This is a genomic window from Hymenobacter sp. HSC-4F20 (genome assembly GCF_019599275.1).
Taxonomy (GTDB): domain Bacteria; phylum Bacteroidota; class Bacteroidia; order Cytophagales; family Hymenobacteraceae; genus Hymenobacter.
In genome coordinates this window covers 1,820,008-1,834,620 of sequence record NZ_JAHZTD010000001.1, presented here as the reverse complement: position 1 = coordinate 1,834,620, position 14,613 = coordinate 1,820,008, and the positions used below count along the sequence as shown (strand labels likewise).

General features: G+C 61.2%; 15 protein-coding genes. 3 read left to right on the top strand and 12 right to left on the bottom strand.

Features of this window, described 5'->3' with window-relative positions; translation table 11 throughout:
• Positions 1 to 32: 32 nt before the first annotated feature.
• Entirely contained in the window at positions 33 to 1,037 is a 1,005-nt protein-coding gene (gene bioB / locus K3G63_RS07930; protein ID WP_220613918.1) for a biotin synthase BioB, read from the bottom strand.
• A gap of 266 nt (positions 1,038 to 1,303) precedes the next feature.
• Here bioB and K3G63_RS07925 point away from each other — a divergent pair, with 266 nt between their 5' ends.
• The gene (locus K3G63_RS07925) at positions 1,304 to 1,753 is read left to right on the top strand and encodes a hypothetical protein (protein ID WP_220613508.1); all 450 of its coding nucleotides are present in this window, start codon (positions 1,304 to 1,306) and stop codon (positions 1,751 to 1,753) included.
• Positions 1,754 to 1,774: 21 nt separating this feature from the next.
• Here K3G63_RS07925 and K3G63_RS07920 read toward each other — a convergent pair whose 3' ends face one another.
• The 9 genes from K3G63_RS07920 to K3G63_RS07880 all read right to left on the bottom strand — a co-directional run bounded on the left by K3G63_RS07920 (position 1,775) and on the right by K3G63_RS07880 (position 9,331).
• Positions 1,775 to 2,329: a sugar O-acetyltransferase gene (locus K3G63_RS07920; protein WP_220613507.1), complete on the bottom strand. Its 555-nt coding sequence runs from the start codon at positions 2,327 to 2,329 to the stop codon at positions 1,775 to 1,777.
• Between the two features lie 82 nt (positions 2,330 to 2,411).
• On the bottom strand, positions 2,412 to 2,828 hold the full coding sequence (yiaA, locus tag K3G63_RS07915; protein ID WP_220613506.1) for an inner membrane protein YiaA: 417 nt from the start codon (positions 2,826 to 2,828) through the stop codon (positions 2,412 to 2,414).
• Positions 2,829 to 3,159: 331 nt separating this feature from the next.
• A complete protein-coding gene (gene rluF, locus K3G63_RS07910; RefSeq protein WP_220613505.1) occupies positions 3,160 to 4,248 on the bottom strand; it encodes a 23S rRNA pseudouridine(2604) synthase RluF in 1,089 nt (362 codons plus the stop codon).
• A gap of 138 nt (positions 4,249 to 4,386) precedes the next feature.
• Entirely contained in the window at positions 4,387 to 4,731 is a 345-nt protein-coding gene (locus K3G63_RS07905) for a hypothetical protein (RefSeq protein ID WP_220613504.1), read from the bottom strand.
• A 43-nt stretch (positions 4,732 to 4,774) separates the two neighbouring features.
• Positions 4,775 to 5,842 (bottom strand): proline iminopeptidase-family hydrolase, encoded by a 1,068-nt coding sequence (locus K3G63_RS07900; protein WP_220613503.1) that lies wholly within the window; start codon positions 5,840 to 5,842, stop codon positions 4,775 to 4,777.
• Between the two features lie 110 nt (positions 5,843 to 5,952).
• The gene (locus K3G63_RS07895) at positions 5,953 to 7,023 is read right to left on the bottom strand and encodes a serine hydrolase (RefSeq protein WP_220613502.1); all 1,071 of its coding nucleotides are present in this window, start codon (positions 7,021 to 7,023) and stop codon (positions 5,953 to 5,955) included.
• 323 nt (positions 7,024 to 7,346) lie between these two features.
• Positions 7,347 to 8,081 (bottom strand): YebC/PmpR family DNA-binding transcriptional regulator, encoded by a 735-nt coding sequence (locus K3G63_RS07890; RefSeq protein WP_220613501.1) that lies wholly within the window; start codon positions 8,079 to 8,081, stop codon positions 7,347 to 7,349.
• Positions 8,082 to 8,298: 217 nt separating this feature from the next.
• The gene (locus tag K3G63_RS07885) at positions 8,299 to 8,772 is read right to left on the bottom strand and encodes a MarR family winged helix-turn-helix transcriptional regulator (RefSeq protein WP_220613500.1); all 474 of its coding nucleotides are present in this window, start codon (positions 8,770 to 8,772) and stop codon (positions 8,299 to 8,301) included.
• Between the two features lie 121 nt (positions 8,773 to 8,893).
• Positions 8,894 to 9,331, bottom strand: a complete 438-nt coding sequence (locus K3G63_RS07880; protein WP_220613499.1) for a copper resistance protein NlpE — start codon at positions 9,329 to 9,331, stop codon at positions 8,894 to 8,896.
• An 86-nt stretch (positions 9,332 to 9,417) separates the two neighbouring features.
• Between K3G63_RS07880 and K3G63_RS07875 the strand changes: the two genes are divergently transcribed.
• Both K3G63_RS07875 and K3G63_RS07870 read left to right on the top strand, forming a co-directional pair.
• Positions 9,418 to 10,335: an arginase family protein gene (locus K3G63_RS07875; RefSeq protein WP_220613498.1), complete on the top strand. Its 918-nt coding sequence runs from the start codon at positions 9,418 to 9,420 to the stop codon at positions 10,333 to 10,335.
• A 73-nt stretch (positions 10,336 to 10,408) separates the two neighbouring features.
• The gene (locus tag K3G63_RS07870) at positions 10,409 to 11,290 is read left to right on the top strand and encodes a DUF4097 family beta strand repeat-containing protein (RefSeq protein ID WP_220613497.1); all 882 of its coding nucleotides are present in this window, start codon (positions 10,409 to 10,411) and stop codon (positions 11,288 to 11,290) included.
• A gap of 121 nt (positions 11,291 to 11,411) precedes the next feature.
• Here K3G63_RS07870 and K3G63_RS07865 read toward each other — a convergent pair whose 3' ends face one another.
• Entirely contained in the window at positions 11,412 to 12,416 is a 1,005-nt protein-coding gene (locus tag K3G63_RS07865) for an MBL fold metallo-hydrolase (protein ID WP_220613496.1), read from the bottom strand.
• Positions 12,417 to 12,657: 241 nt separating this feature from the next.
• A complete protein-coding gene (locus K3G63_RS07860) occupies positions 12,658 to 14,382 on the bottom strand; it encodes a hypothetical protein (protein ID WP_220613495.1) in 1,725 nt (574 codons plus the stop codon).
• Positions 14,383 to 14,613 lie beyond the last annotated feature (231 nt).

Genomic DNA, 14,613 nt, shown 5'->3' with positions numbered 1-14,613 from the left:
GATGACAGACGTTTTCTGAAGACAACTGCTCCTTACGCCACTACCGGAGTGGCTTCTTTGCCCAGCACCACGGCGCCTTCCGGTACGTCCTTAAACGACTTGCGGGGCTTCAGGCCCAGCAGGGCAAACATCTGCTTATCGGCGTCGAAGTCCGGGTTGGGGGTAGTGAGCAGTTTCTCGCCCGAGAAGATGGAGTTGGCGCCGGCCAGGAAGCAGAGGGCCTGCTCCGTAACGGGCATTTCCTGGCGGCCGGCCGAGAGGCGCACCATGGTGTGGGGCATCAGAATGCGGGCCGTAGCAATCATGCGCAGCATTTCCCACACGCTCACGCGGGGCTGGGCGGCCAGGGGCGTGCCTTCTACTGGTACCAGCGCGTTCACCGGCACCGACTCGGGGTGCTGGGGTAGGGTAGCCAGGGTGTGCAGCATGGCAATGCGGTCCTCGTCGGTTTCGCCCAGGCCAATGATACCGCCCGAACACACCGAAATGCCGGCCTTACGCACGTGCTCCAGCGTGTTCAGCCGGTCGTCGTAGGTGCGGGTGGTGATGATGTCATCGTAATGCTCGCGGCTGGTGTCGAGGTTGTGGTTGTAGGCGTAGAGGCCGGCTTCCTTCAGGCGCTCGGCCTGGTACTCATTCAGCATGCCCAGGGTGCAGCACACTTCCAGCCCAATGTTGTTGACTTCCGTTACCATGTTCAGCACCCGGTCGAAGTCGCGGTTGTCGCGCACTTCGCGCCAGGCGGCGCCCATGCAGAAGCGGGTGCTGCCCCCGTCTTTGGCGCGCTGGGCCGCGGCCAGCACTTCGGCGTCGGGGAGCAGCTTGTGGGCCTGCACCCCCGTATGGTAGCGGGCGGCCTGGGGGCAGTAGGCGCAGTCTTCGGGGCAGCCGCCGGTTTTCACGCTCAACAGGGTGCACACCTGCACTTCGCCGGTGGCCTGGGTTTCGGCGTGAATGGCCGCAGCCTGCGTCACGAGTTCCAGCACGGGCTGGTTATAAATAGCTTTTACTTCGTCGAGAGTCCAGTTGGTACGCATCATCATGGGGCGGGGAGGAAGTAGTTTCTGGTTTGTGGTTGGGGGTGGCAGCTAAACAAAGCAGCCCGCCGGTAGTGCGGGGCTACGTGGCGGGCTGCAAGATACACGAGAAGCAGGTTTACCCGGTTCTTCTAGGGGCGTGCCACTCTGGCACAGGGTAGCAGTTGCGTATAAAATCTGGTTCTCTGCATAAACAATGCAACTTCTGACCGGCAATGGAACTCTACATAGCATCAGTAGAATATCACACCTTTAACCGATTTATTATGATTCGTTTAGTACGCTTGTGTGCTCTTTCGCTTCTGGCTTTGAGCAGCCTGAATGCTTGCCACTCTGCCGCTGATGAGGTGCAACCCAATATTTTGGAAGGGACTTGGCAGTTAACGGCCAGCGGCGGTGGTATAACCGGGGTGGTTTCAAAGATGCCGGCCAACATCGACTACAGATTAGTTTTTGGGCCCAATAACACGTATTACCGTTACGAAAACGGAACCCTGCGAGAAACCAGTCAATATCAGCTGCCCACTACTGCGGATGTGTCGGAGCAGCAGCAGTTGCTCCTGAAGACCACTAATACCCCAACCGGAGAGGCCATTTTCTGTTCCTACAACGTGACAACCTTATCCGCAACTGAACTGGAGTTCATGACGCCGGGTGGTTGCCCAATGATTTATGAATACACGCGCCTGAAATCTTCGGAAACTGTCCAGAAATAAAGCATCCGGGCTAAAGCAAGACTACGACGCGGCTACCTCCCGCAGCACCCGGCAGGGGTTGCCCACGGCCACTACCCCCGCCGGAATATCGCGCGTCACGACGCTGCCGGCCCCAATGGTAGTACCCGCGCCAATGGTTACGCCGGGCATTACCAGCACCCCAGCCCCTAGCCACACGTTATTGCCGATGGTGATGGGTTTGGCAAACTCCCAGCCCGCAATGCGAGGCGCTACTTCCACCGGATGTCCGGCCGTCGATAACACCACATTAGGCGCGATGAACACATTGTCGCCGATGGTGACGGGGGCGCAGTCCAGAATGGTGAGGTTATAGTTGGCGTACACGTTGCGGCCCAGCCGAATGTTGTAGCCGTAGTCGCAGCGCAGGGGGGCTTCCAGGTGGGCGTCGGTTTCGTAGCCCAGCAGTTCGGCCAGCACCTGCTTGTTCAGGTGCACGGGCTCTTGGTTGTAGCGGTGGCAGAGCTGCTTGGCGCGCAGGCGCTCGGCTACCAGTTCGGGGTCGTTGGCGAGGTAAAGCTCCCCGGCCAGCATCTGTTGTTTGGGCGTCAAAAGCATAGAAGGGCTGAGCAGGGAAAGAACCTGGCCCTGTCGGCGGCAAGGTACGGCCGCTGGGACAACCGGCCGGCTACCCCCGCAGCTAACTCAAGGCCGGCGTTTCGGGGGTGGCGTTCTGGCTACGGTTGTCGCGGGTGTTTTTCTGCACGGCAATGGCGGCAAACAAGCTCAGCAAGAATGACATGGCGTAGAAGCCCTTTTCACTCAGCGTAAGGTTCGCATTCCAGAGCCCTACTACCAGCAGGGCCACGGCCAGCAACGTCGAAAACCAGCTCAGCCCGTAGTAGACGCCCGTCACCGGAATACCTTCCAGTTGGTCGCGCACCGACTTTTGTAAAGAAATGGCCGCAAACAGCCCGTACATGAGGGTAGCGAAGTAGTAACCCTTTTCGTTGAGCTGCATCTGGGCGTTCCAGAGGCCAATAATGAAAGCGGCAACCCCGGCCAGCAAGGCTACCCACGATGCGCCGATAAAGGCATTAGATGGTTTGGTGTCCATGAGATGAAACGTGTGAGGTTTAACGAACCGGCTACCCTGGCCGGCCCATCAAACATACGAGCTACCCCCTGGCAAGGTGTATCCAAAGTATTGCAGCAGTCAGACTTTAGGAAGAGGGTAAAAAATAACTGCCTGAAAACAGTATTTAGTTGCTAAGCTACTGTAAATTAATTGTTTGCGTTATAATAGGTTGATGTGTACCTGCGCGTTGTCAGACTTTACAAAAAGCATTTCGTCCAGCCTTCTGCAAAGCAAACCAGCCTTCTGCAAAGCAAAAGAGGCTGCCCTTGTACAGGACAGCCTCCGCTTATAAGTGAGTTGAAGAGTACCCTTACGAGCGTTTTCCACCGCGGCTGGCGCCCCGGCTTCCCCGGTTGCTGGTTTTAGTTGGCGCAGCTGTACCGGAGCCCTTTCCGGCACCAGCGCCCCGCGGGCCCCCCGGCCGCCCAGGGGCTTTCCCGGCGGGCCGGGCCGCCGCCCCGGTCCGCCGGCCAGAGGCAGTGCCGGGAGTCTGGCCGGATCCTGAGCGAGGTGCCCGGGCCGGTTTTGGCTCGGTGGGCAGTTCCAGCCATTCATCAGCAGGGCGGGGGGTAGGCGCCGGGCGCCGGGTTTTCTTTTCCCCGGTAGAAGCAGCAGTTGAACCCGTTGCGGGCCGCTCGCCCCAGAAGGTAGCCGTGCTGGGCCGCTTGCGCCGGGAGGCAGCTCCGGCCGGAGCCGGCTGGCTGAGTAGGTCAAGCAGGCCGCGCAGCTCACCCGTACGCAAATCGCGCCACTCACCCACGCCCAGAGCTTTCACATTGATGTTCATCACCCGGATGCGCTCCATCTGCACTACCTCGTAGCCCAGTTGCTCACACCAGCGCCGAATCTGACGGATGGTGTCGTGCAACAGCGTTATGCGGAAGATATAGGGCGTGTCCTTGGTTACGCGGATGTTCTGGGCTTCGGCACCGGGCTGCCCGGCTCCGGCCGCAATGGCTTCCAGAAATTGCTCAGTAATGGGCTTGTTCAGCATCACCACGTACTCATTCTCGTGCACGTGGCTGGCGCGCAGAATCTTATTGACCAGTTCTCCGCTGCTAGTGAGCAGCACCAGTCCCTGCGACTCCTTATCGAGCTGGCCCACGGGTACTAGGCGCACGCTGTGCTTGATGGCCCGGATGATGTTGTCGCGGATGCCGGCCGTGGTAGTAGTGGTAATTCCGGGCGGCTTGTTGTAGGCAATGTACACCGCCTCTTCCTCGCCCCGGGGCTCAACCAGGTTGCCATTTACCATCACGCGGTCCTTAGCCGTCACCTGGTCGCCCACGCTGGCGCGCTTGCCATTCACCAGCACCTGCCCCTGCTCAATATAGCGGTCGGCCTCCCGGCGGGAGCACATGCCGCTTTCGCTGATGAATTTATTAAGACGAATTGCCATGAGAAGGAAACAGGTTGAAGCAAAAACAAAAACAGCCCACCACTTCCAACGAAGCGGCGGGCTGCAAAGATACGGCGGAAGCAGGCGGCAAGAGGCAAGATCTGTTGGCGGGCCTATTTGGGCGGGCAACTGCGCAGCTCAACCGCCAATGAAATAGCGCTGAATGGCCTCGTCCAGGTCCGCCGGCAGCGCGTCCACGGCCTGCACGCGCAGGGAAGTAGGCGCGGCCGCGTCCGCGGCCGCATAGGTGCCGCCGTGCTGCGTAAACTGTAGCCGTCCTTGCTGGAACTCGCGCTGCTGCTCGGCCCCAGCTGTGGCCATCGAAACAAACGTGAGGTGCTCTAGGTGATGAGCGGCCTTATCAAACCGAAACCAGAAGTACACCTTCGCAGGGTCGTCGCTCTGCACATCCAGGGCTTTGATTTCTACCAGGGAAAACGCGTCGGCGTCGAGCAGGAACAGGGGTTTATAGGAGATGGGCATGGGAGTATAGCGGTGAAACGGCGAAACAGTTGCCTACCGGAAATTACAAAGCTACTTTCTTCTGGCCGGCATCTATTCCCTTTAGGAACGTGAGCAGGCCGGTCATATACGTCAGCTGATCGTCGTAGAAGCTCATGTGGCTGCCGTTGGGGCAAATCAGCGCCGTGCCATTCTGCACCAGGGTGGCCACGCGGCGCATGTGCTCGGGGTCCATGGTGTCGTACTTGCCACCGATGCTGAGTACCGGTACCACGAGCTGGTTGAGGTCCGGGGTTCGGTCCCAGTGCACCAGCTTGCCGGCGACCCCAAACTCGCTGGGGCCCTGCATGGTGACGTAAAGCGACTGGTTCATCTTGGCGAAGGAGCGGTTCACCGGCTCAGGCCATTTATCCAGCGGCAGGCGCAGGATGTGCTCGGTATAGAAGTTAGGAAGCAACAGTTCCATGTAGCGCGGGTTCTGGAAGTCCTTCCGGGCTTCGATCTGCCGGATTTCCCGCAGCACCTCAGGCTTCAGCTGCTTGGCCAGCACATTGTCGGCGTACTTGCCGTAGTCGGGCACGCTCATCATCATATTGGAAATGATCAGGCCCTTCAGGTGCTGCTGGTATTTGAAAGCGTACTCGGCCGCCAGAATGCCGCCCCAGCTGTGGCCCAGCAAGTAAAAGTTATCCTTGGTCAGGTGCAGGGCCTGGCGCACCTGCTCCACCTCTTCCACGTAGCGGGGCAGGCTCCACAGGGCCGTGTCCCGGGGATTGTCGGAGTTGCCGCAGCCGAGCTGGTCGTAGTAAATAAACTCTATCCCCTCCTGCGGCAGAAAGCTCTCCATGCACTCAAAGTACTCGTGCGTGGCACCCGGGCCGCCATTGAGCAGCAGCAGCTTAATGCGCGGGTTATTGCCGAAACGCTTAGTCCAGACGTTGAACTTCCCCTTGGGGGTAGTAATCGGGATAACCTGCACACCGCCGTCCTTTACGCGGGCCGTGTCGCCGGTGAAGTAAGCCGGGGGCACCGTCGTGGTAGCCGCCGCGTGGTCTTGCTGCTGGGTGCAGGAGGCCGTAGCCAGGGCTGCCAGCAGCGTAGTGGTGACCCGCAGAATGGAAATGAGCTTCATGAACGTAACAATAAGGGGCGTGGTCAGCGGGTTGCTGTCAGGCTAAACCTAATGATATTTCTCACTCTTCCCAACGCACCCTAAGCCCCTGGCAGAACCGCCGTATGCCGCTACACCTGTTCTTCCGCCAGCCAGCGTGCCGCCTGGTACTGGCCGGGACCAAAAAATAATGGCAGCACCTCATCCGTGAGCTTGAGGCCATTGGCGCTGTTGGTAAAAAACACGAGGCTCTCCTGCCGGCTGGGAAAAGCCATGAAGAAGGAAGTAAAGTCCCCGTTGTTGCCCCAGTGCCATAAGGCCCGGCCGCGGCTGGTGCGCGCAAGGCCGACGCCACAGGCCCAGGCAATGCTCGGGTCGGGCGGGCGGGCGGGCGTTGCGCGGCGTTCTGCGCTGCACTGCGGTTCCAGCAGCAGGGCCCGGGTAGCGGGCTTCAACCCAGTGCCAGCCAGCACAGCTTGCAGGAACACGTTGTAATCGGCCGCTGTCGACAGCAAGCTGAACCCCGCATTGGCTTGCTCGAAGCGCTGTACTGCAGTAGGCTGGCCGGCGCCGTCGTGACCGGATGCGGCTGTTGCGGCAAAGTCGGGCCGCCACACGAAGCTGCTATTGGGCAGGTGCAGAGGCCCTACTACCTCGTCCTGCACCAGCAGGGGGAGGGGCTTGCCGGTCAGTTGCTCCAGCGTTTTTTGCAGAAATACGTATCCTTCGCCCGAATACTGCCAGCGCTTACCAGGAGGGCCATGCAGAGTGAGCGGGGAGGTGGCCCAGCCGGCGCCCAGCGGATGCTCGGCCCAGTTGGGCAAGCCCGAGGTATGGGTGAGCACCATGCGAGCCGTAATCTGGTGGGCCGCCGGTTGCTGATGTAAGCGAGGGTAGGGGTAGTACGCCAGCAGCGGTTCGTCCAGCGACAGGACGCCCCGGTCGTGGAGGCGCAGGGCTGTATAGGCCAGCATCACCTTTCCCAGGGAGGCCGCCTGAAAGATGGTGTGCGCCTCAATGGCCGCGGAAGTGCCGCTTTTGCGGTGCCCCAGCTGATACAGGGTAGTCTGGTGCCGGTGGGTGTGTACTAGCTGCAAGCCCGGCACTTGGGCCTGCTGCATCAGGGCCAGGAGCTGGCGCTGACGCTGGGCTTTACGAAATGCTGCGGGTAGCCGGAGCAACGCCGTCATCACGAGGTTCATCAGGACAGAAATGAATAGGACGTAGCAGAAGCATGCAGCCTCTTGCAGGGCAAGTATGTACCTGCGCTTGCCGGGGCGTTTTGGCCGTGGGGTAAGCAGCAGCACGAATTGCCCGTATCCGCCGCTCCTACCCCGGCGCGTTGGCTGCGTGCTGGAAAGCGTGTGCCACCGTAAAGCAAGAGTAAGATAAGGCCGGAAGCTTTGGTGGCGTTCAGCGTAGTGAAGCGCGCCTTTTCGTAGCCTTTAAAGGGAACGTAAAAGCACACGCGGGCTGCGCCACCTGGCGCAGCCCGCGTGTGTACGTGCCAGGAGCCGTCAGCGCGTTAGCCCAGCGTATGATACACAGCCTGTACGTCGTCGTCGTCCTCGAACTTCTCAATCAGGTTCATCACCTCTTCCAGCTGCTCGCCTTCCAGGTGCACGGTGGTATTGGGCACGCGCTGCAGCTGCGCCGACACCACGTTGAGGCCTTTTTCCTCGAGGGCTTTCTGCATCTGCCCGAAGTCGGTGAAGGCCGTTTCTACCACGATATAGTCTTTCACGTTGCCGTGCTCGTCCTCTTCCTGGTCGGTGTACACGTCTTCGGCGCCGGCGTCAATCAGCTCCAGCTCCAGCTCGTCGCGGTCGAGGCCTTCGGCGGCCAGCTTGAACACGCCCTTGCGGGTGAAGGTAAAATCGGAGGAGCCGGCCGTGCCCAGGGCGCCATTGCCGCGGTTGAAGTACATGCGTACGTTGGCCACGGTGCGGGTAGGGTTGTCGGTGGCCGTTTCCACCACAATGGCCACGCCGTGGGGGGCGTACCCTTCATATACCACTTCCTGGTAGTCTTTTTCCTCTTTGCTGCTGGCCCGTTTGATGGCGGCTTCTACCCGATCCTTGGGCATGTTCACGCCTTTGGCGTTCTGCATGGCCGTGCGCAGGCGGGAGTTGGTGTCGGGGTTGGGGCCGGCTTCCTTTACAGCCATTACAATTTCCCGGCCGATCCGGGTGAAGTCCTTCGACATTCGGTCCCAGCGCTTCATTTTGCGGCCTTTGCGGAATTCAAACGCGCGTCCCATCTATGGTAAGTTGGTGAAAAGGTGAATTAGTGAGGTTTTACTTCGGCGGGCGGGGCCGAAAGGGGCTGCAAGTTAGCAGAAAGCCCGGCGGAGCGCAATGCACGGCCCAACGCCGCCCAGCACCCCTAGCCTCAGTTCTAGCTGCCGGCTGCTTGCTGCCGGTAGGGGGCATAGAAGCCGGCAAAATATCCCGCTTCTGCGCCTGAGTCCCGACGGGTCAGCCTTCCCCTTCCACCTTTGTGGGGGCCGCTGGGGTAGCATTAGAGGCACTGGAGCAGTTGCGGTAGATGCGTTCCAGTACTTGGCGCAGGTGGTCAAGGTCGGTTTCGCTGAGGCCGGCCAGAGCGATGGCGCGGTTGCTGAGTACCACCGGCTGTACGGCCGCCAGCGTCGCTTCCCCAGCCGCCGATACGCGCAGGCGGTTGCGGCGGCCATCGGTGGGCTGGGGTTCCGATAGCACAAGGCCGCGTTTCAGCAGCAACGCCAGAATCCGGGCCACCGACGCCTGGTCTTTAAATACCCGCTCAGCTATTTCCATCTGGGTCAGGTCGTCGTGCTCTTCCAGCACGCGCAGCACCAGCCACTGGTCAATGGTAATGTCTATCCCCGCCCGGTCGATGTTGGCCTGGGCAAAGCGCCGGTACTGCCGGATAGCCTTATCCAGGGAGTAAAAAATAATGTTGGAAAGCATAGATACAGGAGAACGGGCCGGTGGAGGCAAAGGCAAGATAGAGCACCGCAGAAAGCGCCGGACGTTCGGCGCTGCAGCGCGTTGTCACAAACGGCATCCTCTTTTTTCGGTGCCCGGGTGGCTACTGTTGGCGCAGGGTATAGATGCTCTGGTTGCCGGCGGGGTAGCCTTGCATCGTCAGCGTCAGGAGGCCATTGCGCAGCTGAAACGTGCCCGCGTCGGTGCGGGACTGGCCTTTCTTATCGGTATAAGAAAAGCTGATGCGGTTGCCCGCAAAGGTATAGCGCCCGTCCTGGTCGAAGGGCATGGTGCCGCCGTTGGCGCTGAGCGTGAGGCGCTTCTGATACGTGCCGTCGGGGCGGAGCGTGAGCGTGCCACCTACCCCTTTCGCCGGCATAGGCGTAGGACTGGTGCCCCGGTCGAGGATGGAGTAGGTCAGGTAAGAGTAGGTAGTAAAGAAGGAGGGTGCCAGCCGGGGCACGGTAGGGGAGGTGCGCTGGGCCACTGCCGAAAAGCCGCTGAAACCCAGCAGGGCGGCCAAAACGAAACGATATAGCATGCTGCAAGGTAACCTGCGCCCGCCAGATGGGCACCAGCTACCCCACGGGCAGCTAAGCAAGCTGCGGTTTACTCCTACATTTGGGCATGCCCACCTTTATCCGCGACTTACTGCGCCCCGCCGCCGAACTGCCCCAGGCCGATGTGTGCCTGGTGGGCTTACCGCTCGACTTTGGCACCGTGCTGGAAGGCGGCCGCGCCGGGGCGGCCGGCGCCCCCGAGGCCATCCGGCGGGAGCTGCGCCGCTACCACAAAACCTACAACCTGGAGCACAACGTCAGTCTGGACGCCCTGCGCATTGCCGATGCGGGCAACCTGGACGTGCGCGCTAGCCCCGACCACGAAGCCAACCACCAGACCATCCGGGCCGAGCTTACGCGCCTGCTCCACCAGTATCCGCGGGTGGTGGTGCTGGGCGGCTCCCACGATGGCACCTACAGCACCGTCCGGGCCCTGCTCGACGCTACCAACGGGCACGCCGTGGGCGGTATCAACCTGGATGCCCACGCCGATGTAAAAGACCGGCCGGGCCTGCTCAGCAGCGGCACGCCCTTCGGCAAGCTCCTGCGCGAAGAAGTGCTGGCCGGGGAGCGGTTTACCGAAATCGGGCTGCACTCCAACCTCAACACCCGCGAGGATATTGACTTTCTGCACCAGCAACAGGCTACCATTGTCCCGCTGGCCCACGTGCAGCAGGATGGCATGGCCGAGTACATGCGCCGGGCCCTGCGCCGCGCTACCGCCGCGGGCCCCGCCTTCGTGAGCTTCGATATGGATGGCTGCGCCGAAGCCTACGCCCCGGCCGTATCGGCGCCCAGCGCCGATGGCTTCACGCCTCGGCAGGCAACGGAAGCCGCTTTTCTGGCCGGCAAAGAGCCCGAGGTACTGCTGTTTGAGCTGGTGGAGCTGAACCCCCTCTTCGACCGTGACAACCAGACTGCCCGGCTGGCTGCCACCATCCTCACGGCCTACCTGACGGGCGTAGCTGCCACCCTGAGCGCATAAGTACTACCCCTCGTAGAGCAGCAAGAAGAGTACTCTTTGTTTTTCTGCCTGGGCTCCGAGCTTTCCTTCTCCTATGAAACATCTGCTTGCCTGCCTGCTGAGCCTCACGCTTGCCTTGCCCGCTGCCGCCCAGAAATCGGCTTCCAAGCCCGTGGCTAAACCGGCTCCTGGCCCGGCCTTTACGCTCACCTGCGCGCCCCGCCCTGCCTCCAACTCGCTGCAGAAGCAACACTGCGAAACCCGCGACCTGAGCCTGCCCGCCCCGCCCGCCGGCACGCCACTCACCATAGACGCCCGCCTGAACGGTAGCATTACCGTGCGCAACTGGGCCGGTACTACCGTGCGCGTGCGCACTTTGGTGACGGGGCGCGCCGCTACCCTGGAAGCGGCCAAGGCATTGGCCGCGGCAGTGCGCGTTAGTACCCAGAACAACACCGTGCGGGCAGCCCGGGCCAATGAGTCGCTGGATGGGTGGGAGGCAAGCTACGAGGTGCTGGTACCCGCCCAAACCGACCTGACCCTGCGCTCCACTAATGGCCACATCAGCATTGAAAACGTGCGCGGTACCCTTCGCTGTGAAAGCACCAAAGGCTCCATTACCCTAACCGGGGTAGGCGGTGATGTGCGCGGCAAAACCACCTCCGGCGACCTGCGCCTGACCCTGACCGGCGAAACGTGGCAAGGCCCTACATTGGATGTCAGCACGGTAAATGGCAACATTACGTGGCAACTGCCGCCGGTGTACGCCGCCACCATTATGGCGCGCACGGTGCAGGGCCGGGTACAGGCCGAGCTGAACACCAAGCGCAAAAGCGTGCTACCCCACAACCTGGTTGCAACCCTGGGCAAGGGTGGGGCCCAGCTCCGGGCCACCACCGTTAACGGCAACGTTTCGGTAAAGCAGGAGGCTCTGTCTCCGGATGCTCAGCCGGCCGCGGCAGGGGTAGCAGAATAAAAAACGCCCGCTGAAAGCGGGCGTTTAGCGTGTGAGCGTATGTCGAGTAGAGCCAGGTGTCAGGGTTCATCCTGTCATGAATTACCTTGGGTTCTGCCTTCGTTGGAAGGGCAAGCAAAACTTAGTAGTGTTCCGGGTAGCGCACTACCTCGTCGGTGCGGGGGCGCTTGGGTACGGGCGAGGTTTTCTGAGGGTACTCGTTTTGCTTGTGCTTTTGGTAGCGCTTAATCAGCACGGCTACCCCTACCAGCGCCCCTAAGCCGGCGGCGGCAATGGCAAATTTCTGCCGGATGGGGTCGTGGGGCGCAGCGGGGAGGTAGGCCACCCCGTTTTCGTCGAGGCGCGCGGGGTCCTGCACGTAGCGCCCCTGAGCCGGCATCGGGAACTCATCGGCTAGCTTTTGCAGGCCAGCGGCGGCTTCGGGACCTTTGATAACCGGGCCGTGGCCGCAGCCAATAGCTGCGGGTCGCAGGGCTGCCAGCTTCTGAACCGACTCGCGCACTTGCTGCCAGTTGTAGTTGAACGGCGCGCCCGCCACGCTGATTTTGGGCAGCTGCAACAGCAGCTCCGGCACCGACTCGTGGTTGGCCGTGGCAAAGGCATCAGCCCCAATCAGGGTGCGGTCATTCTCGCGGAACAGCGCAATCTGGCCCGGCGCGTGGCCCGGCACGTGCAGAATCTGCCAGTCGGGCAGGAAAGGTGGTTCCGTATCGTTTTCGGGTAGGCGCTGCACATAGTCGCTGAGCTGAAACGACTGGGGCGGGAAAAAGCGGGCCACAAAAGCCAGCGAGCCGCCACCAGCTACGGTAGGGTCGGCGGGCGGATACACGGCTTTAGCCGTCAGGAAAGGTATTTCTAAAGAATGGGCCAGCACGGGTACTTTCCAGTGCTCAGCCAGGGCTTGCGCCGAGCCCGAGTGGTCCATGTGGCCGTGGGTCAGCAGAATAGCTTCGGGGTGGGTGCCGGGGTAGAAAATCTTGTCGGCAGCCTCAATAATGGCCTTCTCGGAGCCGGGTAGGCCAGTATCCACCAGTATCCAGGCACCCGCATGACCGGTTTCTACAAAGTATACATTAACAAAACGTTGAATAGAGAGCTGGTGAACCCCAGCGGCTACCTTTTCCATGAGTTCAGGGGTAGGTGAAACGATACAGTCAGTACGAACCTCCTCTGAATTGGGTATGGGTAACAGAGAGTTTGCCGCCGTGTCTTTCCGAGAGAAGCGAAAAAGTGGAGTTCATCTATTGAGAGCTCCCCCGGTTCCTTGCTTCTTTCTTAAGAAGAACACACCCTGTCATACCCCGGCACCAAAAAGGCCCGGCTGGCGAACCAGTCGGGCCTTTTCAGGAAGTTTGAAGTGCTACAACTTACGCCAGGGCCTCACGCAGGGCGGCAAGCAAAGTGCCTACGCCCTGGGCTTCGCCGGCCGAGCCGAGGTGTACGCGCAGGGTGCGGCGGTTGTAGTCCTGCAGGGCCTTCAGGTCGCCGGCGGCCTGGGCGTTCTGGAAGGTGCCGAAGGTGTAGGGGCGGCCGGGCAGGGGCAGGTCCTGAGCGTGGTCGGTGGTGATTTGCAGGAACAGACCGTTGTCGGGGCCGCCTTTGTGGTACTGGCCCGTGGAGTGCAGGAAGCGCGGACCGTAGCCCGAAGCCGTAGCAATGTGCAAGTGCTGCTGCACCAGGCTGCGCACCTCCTGTAGCTCCTGGTTCAGGGCTGGAGACTCCTGGAGGTAAGCCTGAATGCAGAGGAAATTGCCGGGCTGGCTCTGGCCGAAGAACGCACGTAGCACCTCCACCGCGCTACCCCCCGATACGTTAGCGTAGTAGTCGAGGCCGTTTTCCTGGAGCACCGGGGCGCTTTCCTCGGGCAGGGAGCCTTTTTCTACTACCACTTTCATCAGCTGGTCGGTGGCGGTTTTGGCGGCCTGCACGTTGGGCTGGTCGAAGGGGTTGATTTCGAGCACGGCGCTGGCAATGGCCGTGGCTACCTCCCAACGGAAGAACTCGGCGCCCAAGTCCAGGGCATCATGCATCAGAATGGTAACTACCGGGTGGCCGGCCGCCTGCAGGGCAGCTACTTGCTGGCGGTTCTGCTCGTCGGGCTGGTTTTCGAAGCCCACGTACACGAACACGCGGTCCTGGCCGTACACCTCGGGACTACCCAGCGGGTCGCCGGCCAGGGGCATAATACCTTTGCCTTCCTTACCGGTGCTTTCGGCTACCAGCTGCTCCAGCCACAGGCCAAAGTCCGAAATGGTGTCGGGCACTACCAGCGTGAGCTTGTCGCGGCCTTGCTGGGCCAGTACGCCCAGGGCCACGCCCAGCTCTAAGCCGGGGTTTTGCTGCACGTCGCCCTCCGAGCCGGTGGCGCGCATCATGTCAATGGCACGCTCCAGCAGGGTTTTGATGTCGATACCGTACAAAGCAGCCGGCACCAGCCCGAAGTAGGAGAGGGCCGAGAAGCGGCCGCCTACCTCGGCAAAGTTCAGGAAGATACGGCGGTAGCCTTCCTCGGTGGCCTGGGTCACGAATTTGGAGCCAGGGTCGGTAATGGCCACGAAGTTTTCGCCGGCCTTGTCGCCTTTAATTTCCTTTAGGCGGGCATAGAAATAGTCGCCGAAAGCCAGGGGCTCGGCCGTGGTGCCCGATTTGCTGGCTACCACAAAGAGGGTCTGGGCCAGGGGCACCGACTCCTCAATTTCGCGCACCGTACCGGGGTTGGTGGTATCGAGCACCGAGAGGGGTAGGGCATCGGCGCCCTGCTGGAACGCCTGCCGGAATACAATGGGAGTCATGGTGCTACCACCCATGCCCATTACCACTACGTGCTGAAAGCCAGCGGCCTGCACCTCGCGGGCAAACTCCTCAATCTCGCCCACGCGGGGCAGCATCGTTTCGGCTACCCGCAACCAGCCCATAAAGCTGCGCAGGCTTTGCTGGGCGGCTTCATCCTGCACCCACAGGTCGGCTTGCTTTTGCCAGAAGCCGGCGGTGAAGTTGCGGGCGTTGAAATCCTGAAGTTTGGCATCAACGGCAGCCTGGTAAGAACCCAGCTGCAGGGTCATGGCGGGGATGTTGGAGGGAGAAGTTTCCATTCGATTCGGGTTCAGGGAGTGTCGAGGAAGGAGCCGGCCGCTACCGGCGGTCGGCCGCAAGGGTACCGGGCAAAGGTAGAGAAGTCACTACATACGCCGCGCGGTTTAACCAAATTTCCCCGTCGTGAGAAGAACATGGCGGCACAGCGGCAGGCGGTAAGCACTACCCCCGGCGCTACACCCTCTAAAAACAACGAGCCGCAGTTCCCTCCGCGGGTGGGGCGGAAGGAA

What these genes read in the sequence shown, in the direction of transcription:
- bioB (WP_220613918.1), bottom strand. Translation starts at nt 1,037, where the DNA reads ATGCGTACCAACTGGACTCTCGACGAAGTAAAAGCTATTTATAACCAG.
- K3G63_RS07925 (WP_220613508.1), top strand. Translation starts at nt 1,304, where the DNA reads ATGATTCGTTTAGTACGCTTGTGTGCTCTTTCGCTTCTGGCTTTGAGC.
- K3G63_RS07905 (WP_220613504.1), bottom strand. Translation starts at nt 4,731, where the DNA reads ATGCCCATCTCCTATAAACCCCTGTTCCTGCTCGACGCCGACGCGTTT.
- K3G63_RS07860 (WP_220613495.1), bottom strand. Translation starts at nt 14,382, where the DNA reads ATGGAAACTTCTCCCTCCAACATCCCCGCCATGACCCTGCAGCTGGGT.
- K3G63_RS07880 (WP_220613499.1), bottom strand. Translation starts at nt 9,331, where the DNA reads ATGCTATATCGTTTCGTTTTGGCCGCCCTGCTGGGTTTCAGCGGCTTT.
- K3G63_RS07875 (WP_220613498.1), top strand. Translation starts at nt 9,418, where the DNA reads ATGCCCACCTTTATCCGCGACTTACTGCGCCCCGCCGCCGAACTGCCC.
- K3G63_RS07885 (WP_220613500.1), bottom strand. Translation starts at nt 8,772, where the DNA reads ATGCTTTCCAACATTATTTTTTACTCCCTGGATAAGGCTATCCGGCAG.
- rluF (WP_220613505.1), bottom strand. Translation starts at nt 4,248, where the DNA reads ATGGCAATTCGTCTTAATAAATTCATCAGCGAAAGCGGCATGTGCTCC.
- K3G63_RS07900 (WP_220613503.1), bottom strand. Translation starts at nt 5,842, where the DNA reads ATGAAGCTCATTTCCATTCTGCGGGTCACCACTACGCTGCTGGCAGCC.
- K3G63_RS07890 (WP_220613501.1), bottom strand. Translation starts at nt 8,081, where the DNA reads ATGGGACGCGCGTTTGAATTCCGCAAAGGCCGCAAAATGAAGCGCTGG.
- K3G63_RS07920 (WP_220613507.1), bottom strand. Translation starts at nt 2,329, where the DNA reads ATGCTTTTGACGCCCAAACAACAGATGCTGGCCGGGGAGCTTTACCTC.
- K3G63_RS07865 (WP_220613496.1), bottom strand. Translation starts at nt 12,416, where the DNA reads ATGGAAAAGGTAGCCGCTGGGGTTCACCAGCTCTCTATTCAACGTTTT.
- K3G63_RS07870 (WP_220613497.1), top strand. Translation starts at nt 10,409, where the DNA reads ATGAAACATCTGCTTGCCTGCCTGCTGAGCCTCACGCTTGCCTTGCCC.
- yiaA (WP_220613506.1), bottom strand. Translation starts at nt 2,828, where the DNA reads ATGGACACCAAACCATCTAATGCCTTTATCGGCGCATCGTGGGTAGCC.
- K3G63_RS07895 (WP_220613502.1), bottom strand. Translation starts at nt 7,023, where the DNA reads ATGAACCTCGTGATGACGGCGTTGCTCCGGCTACCCGCAGCATTTCGT.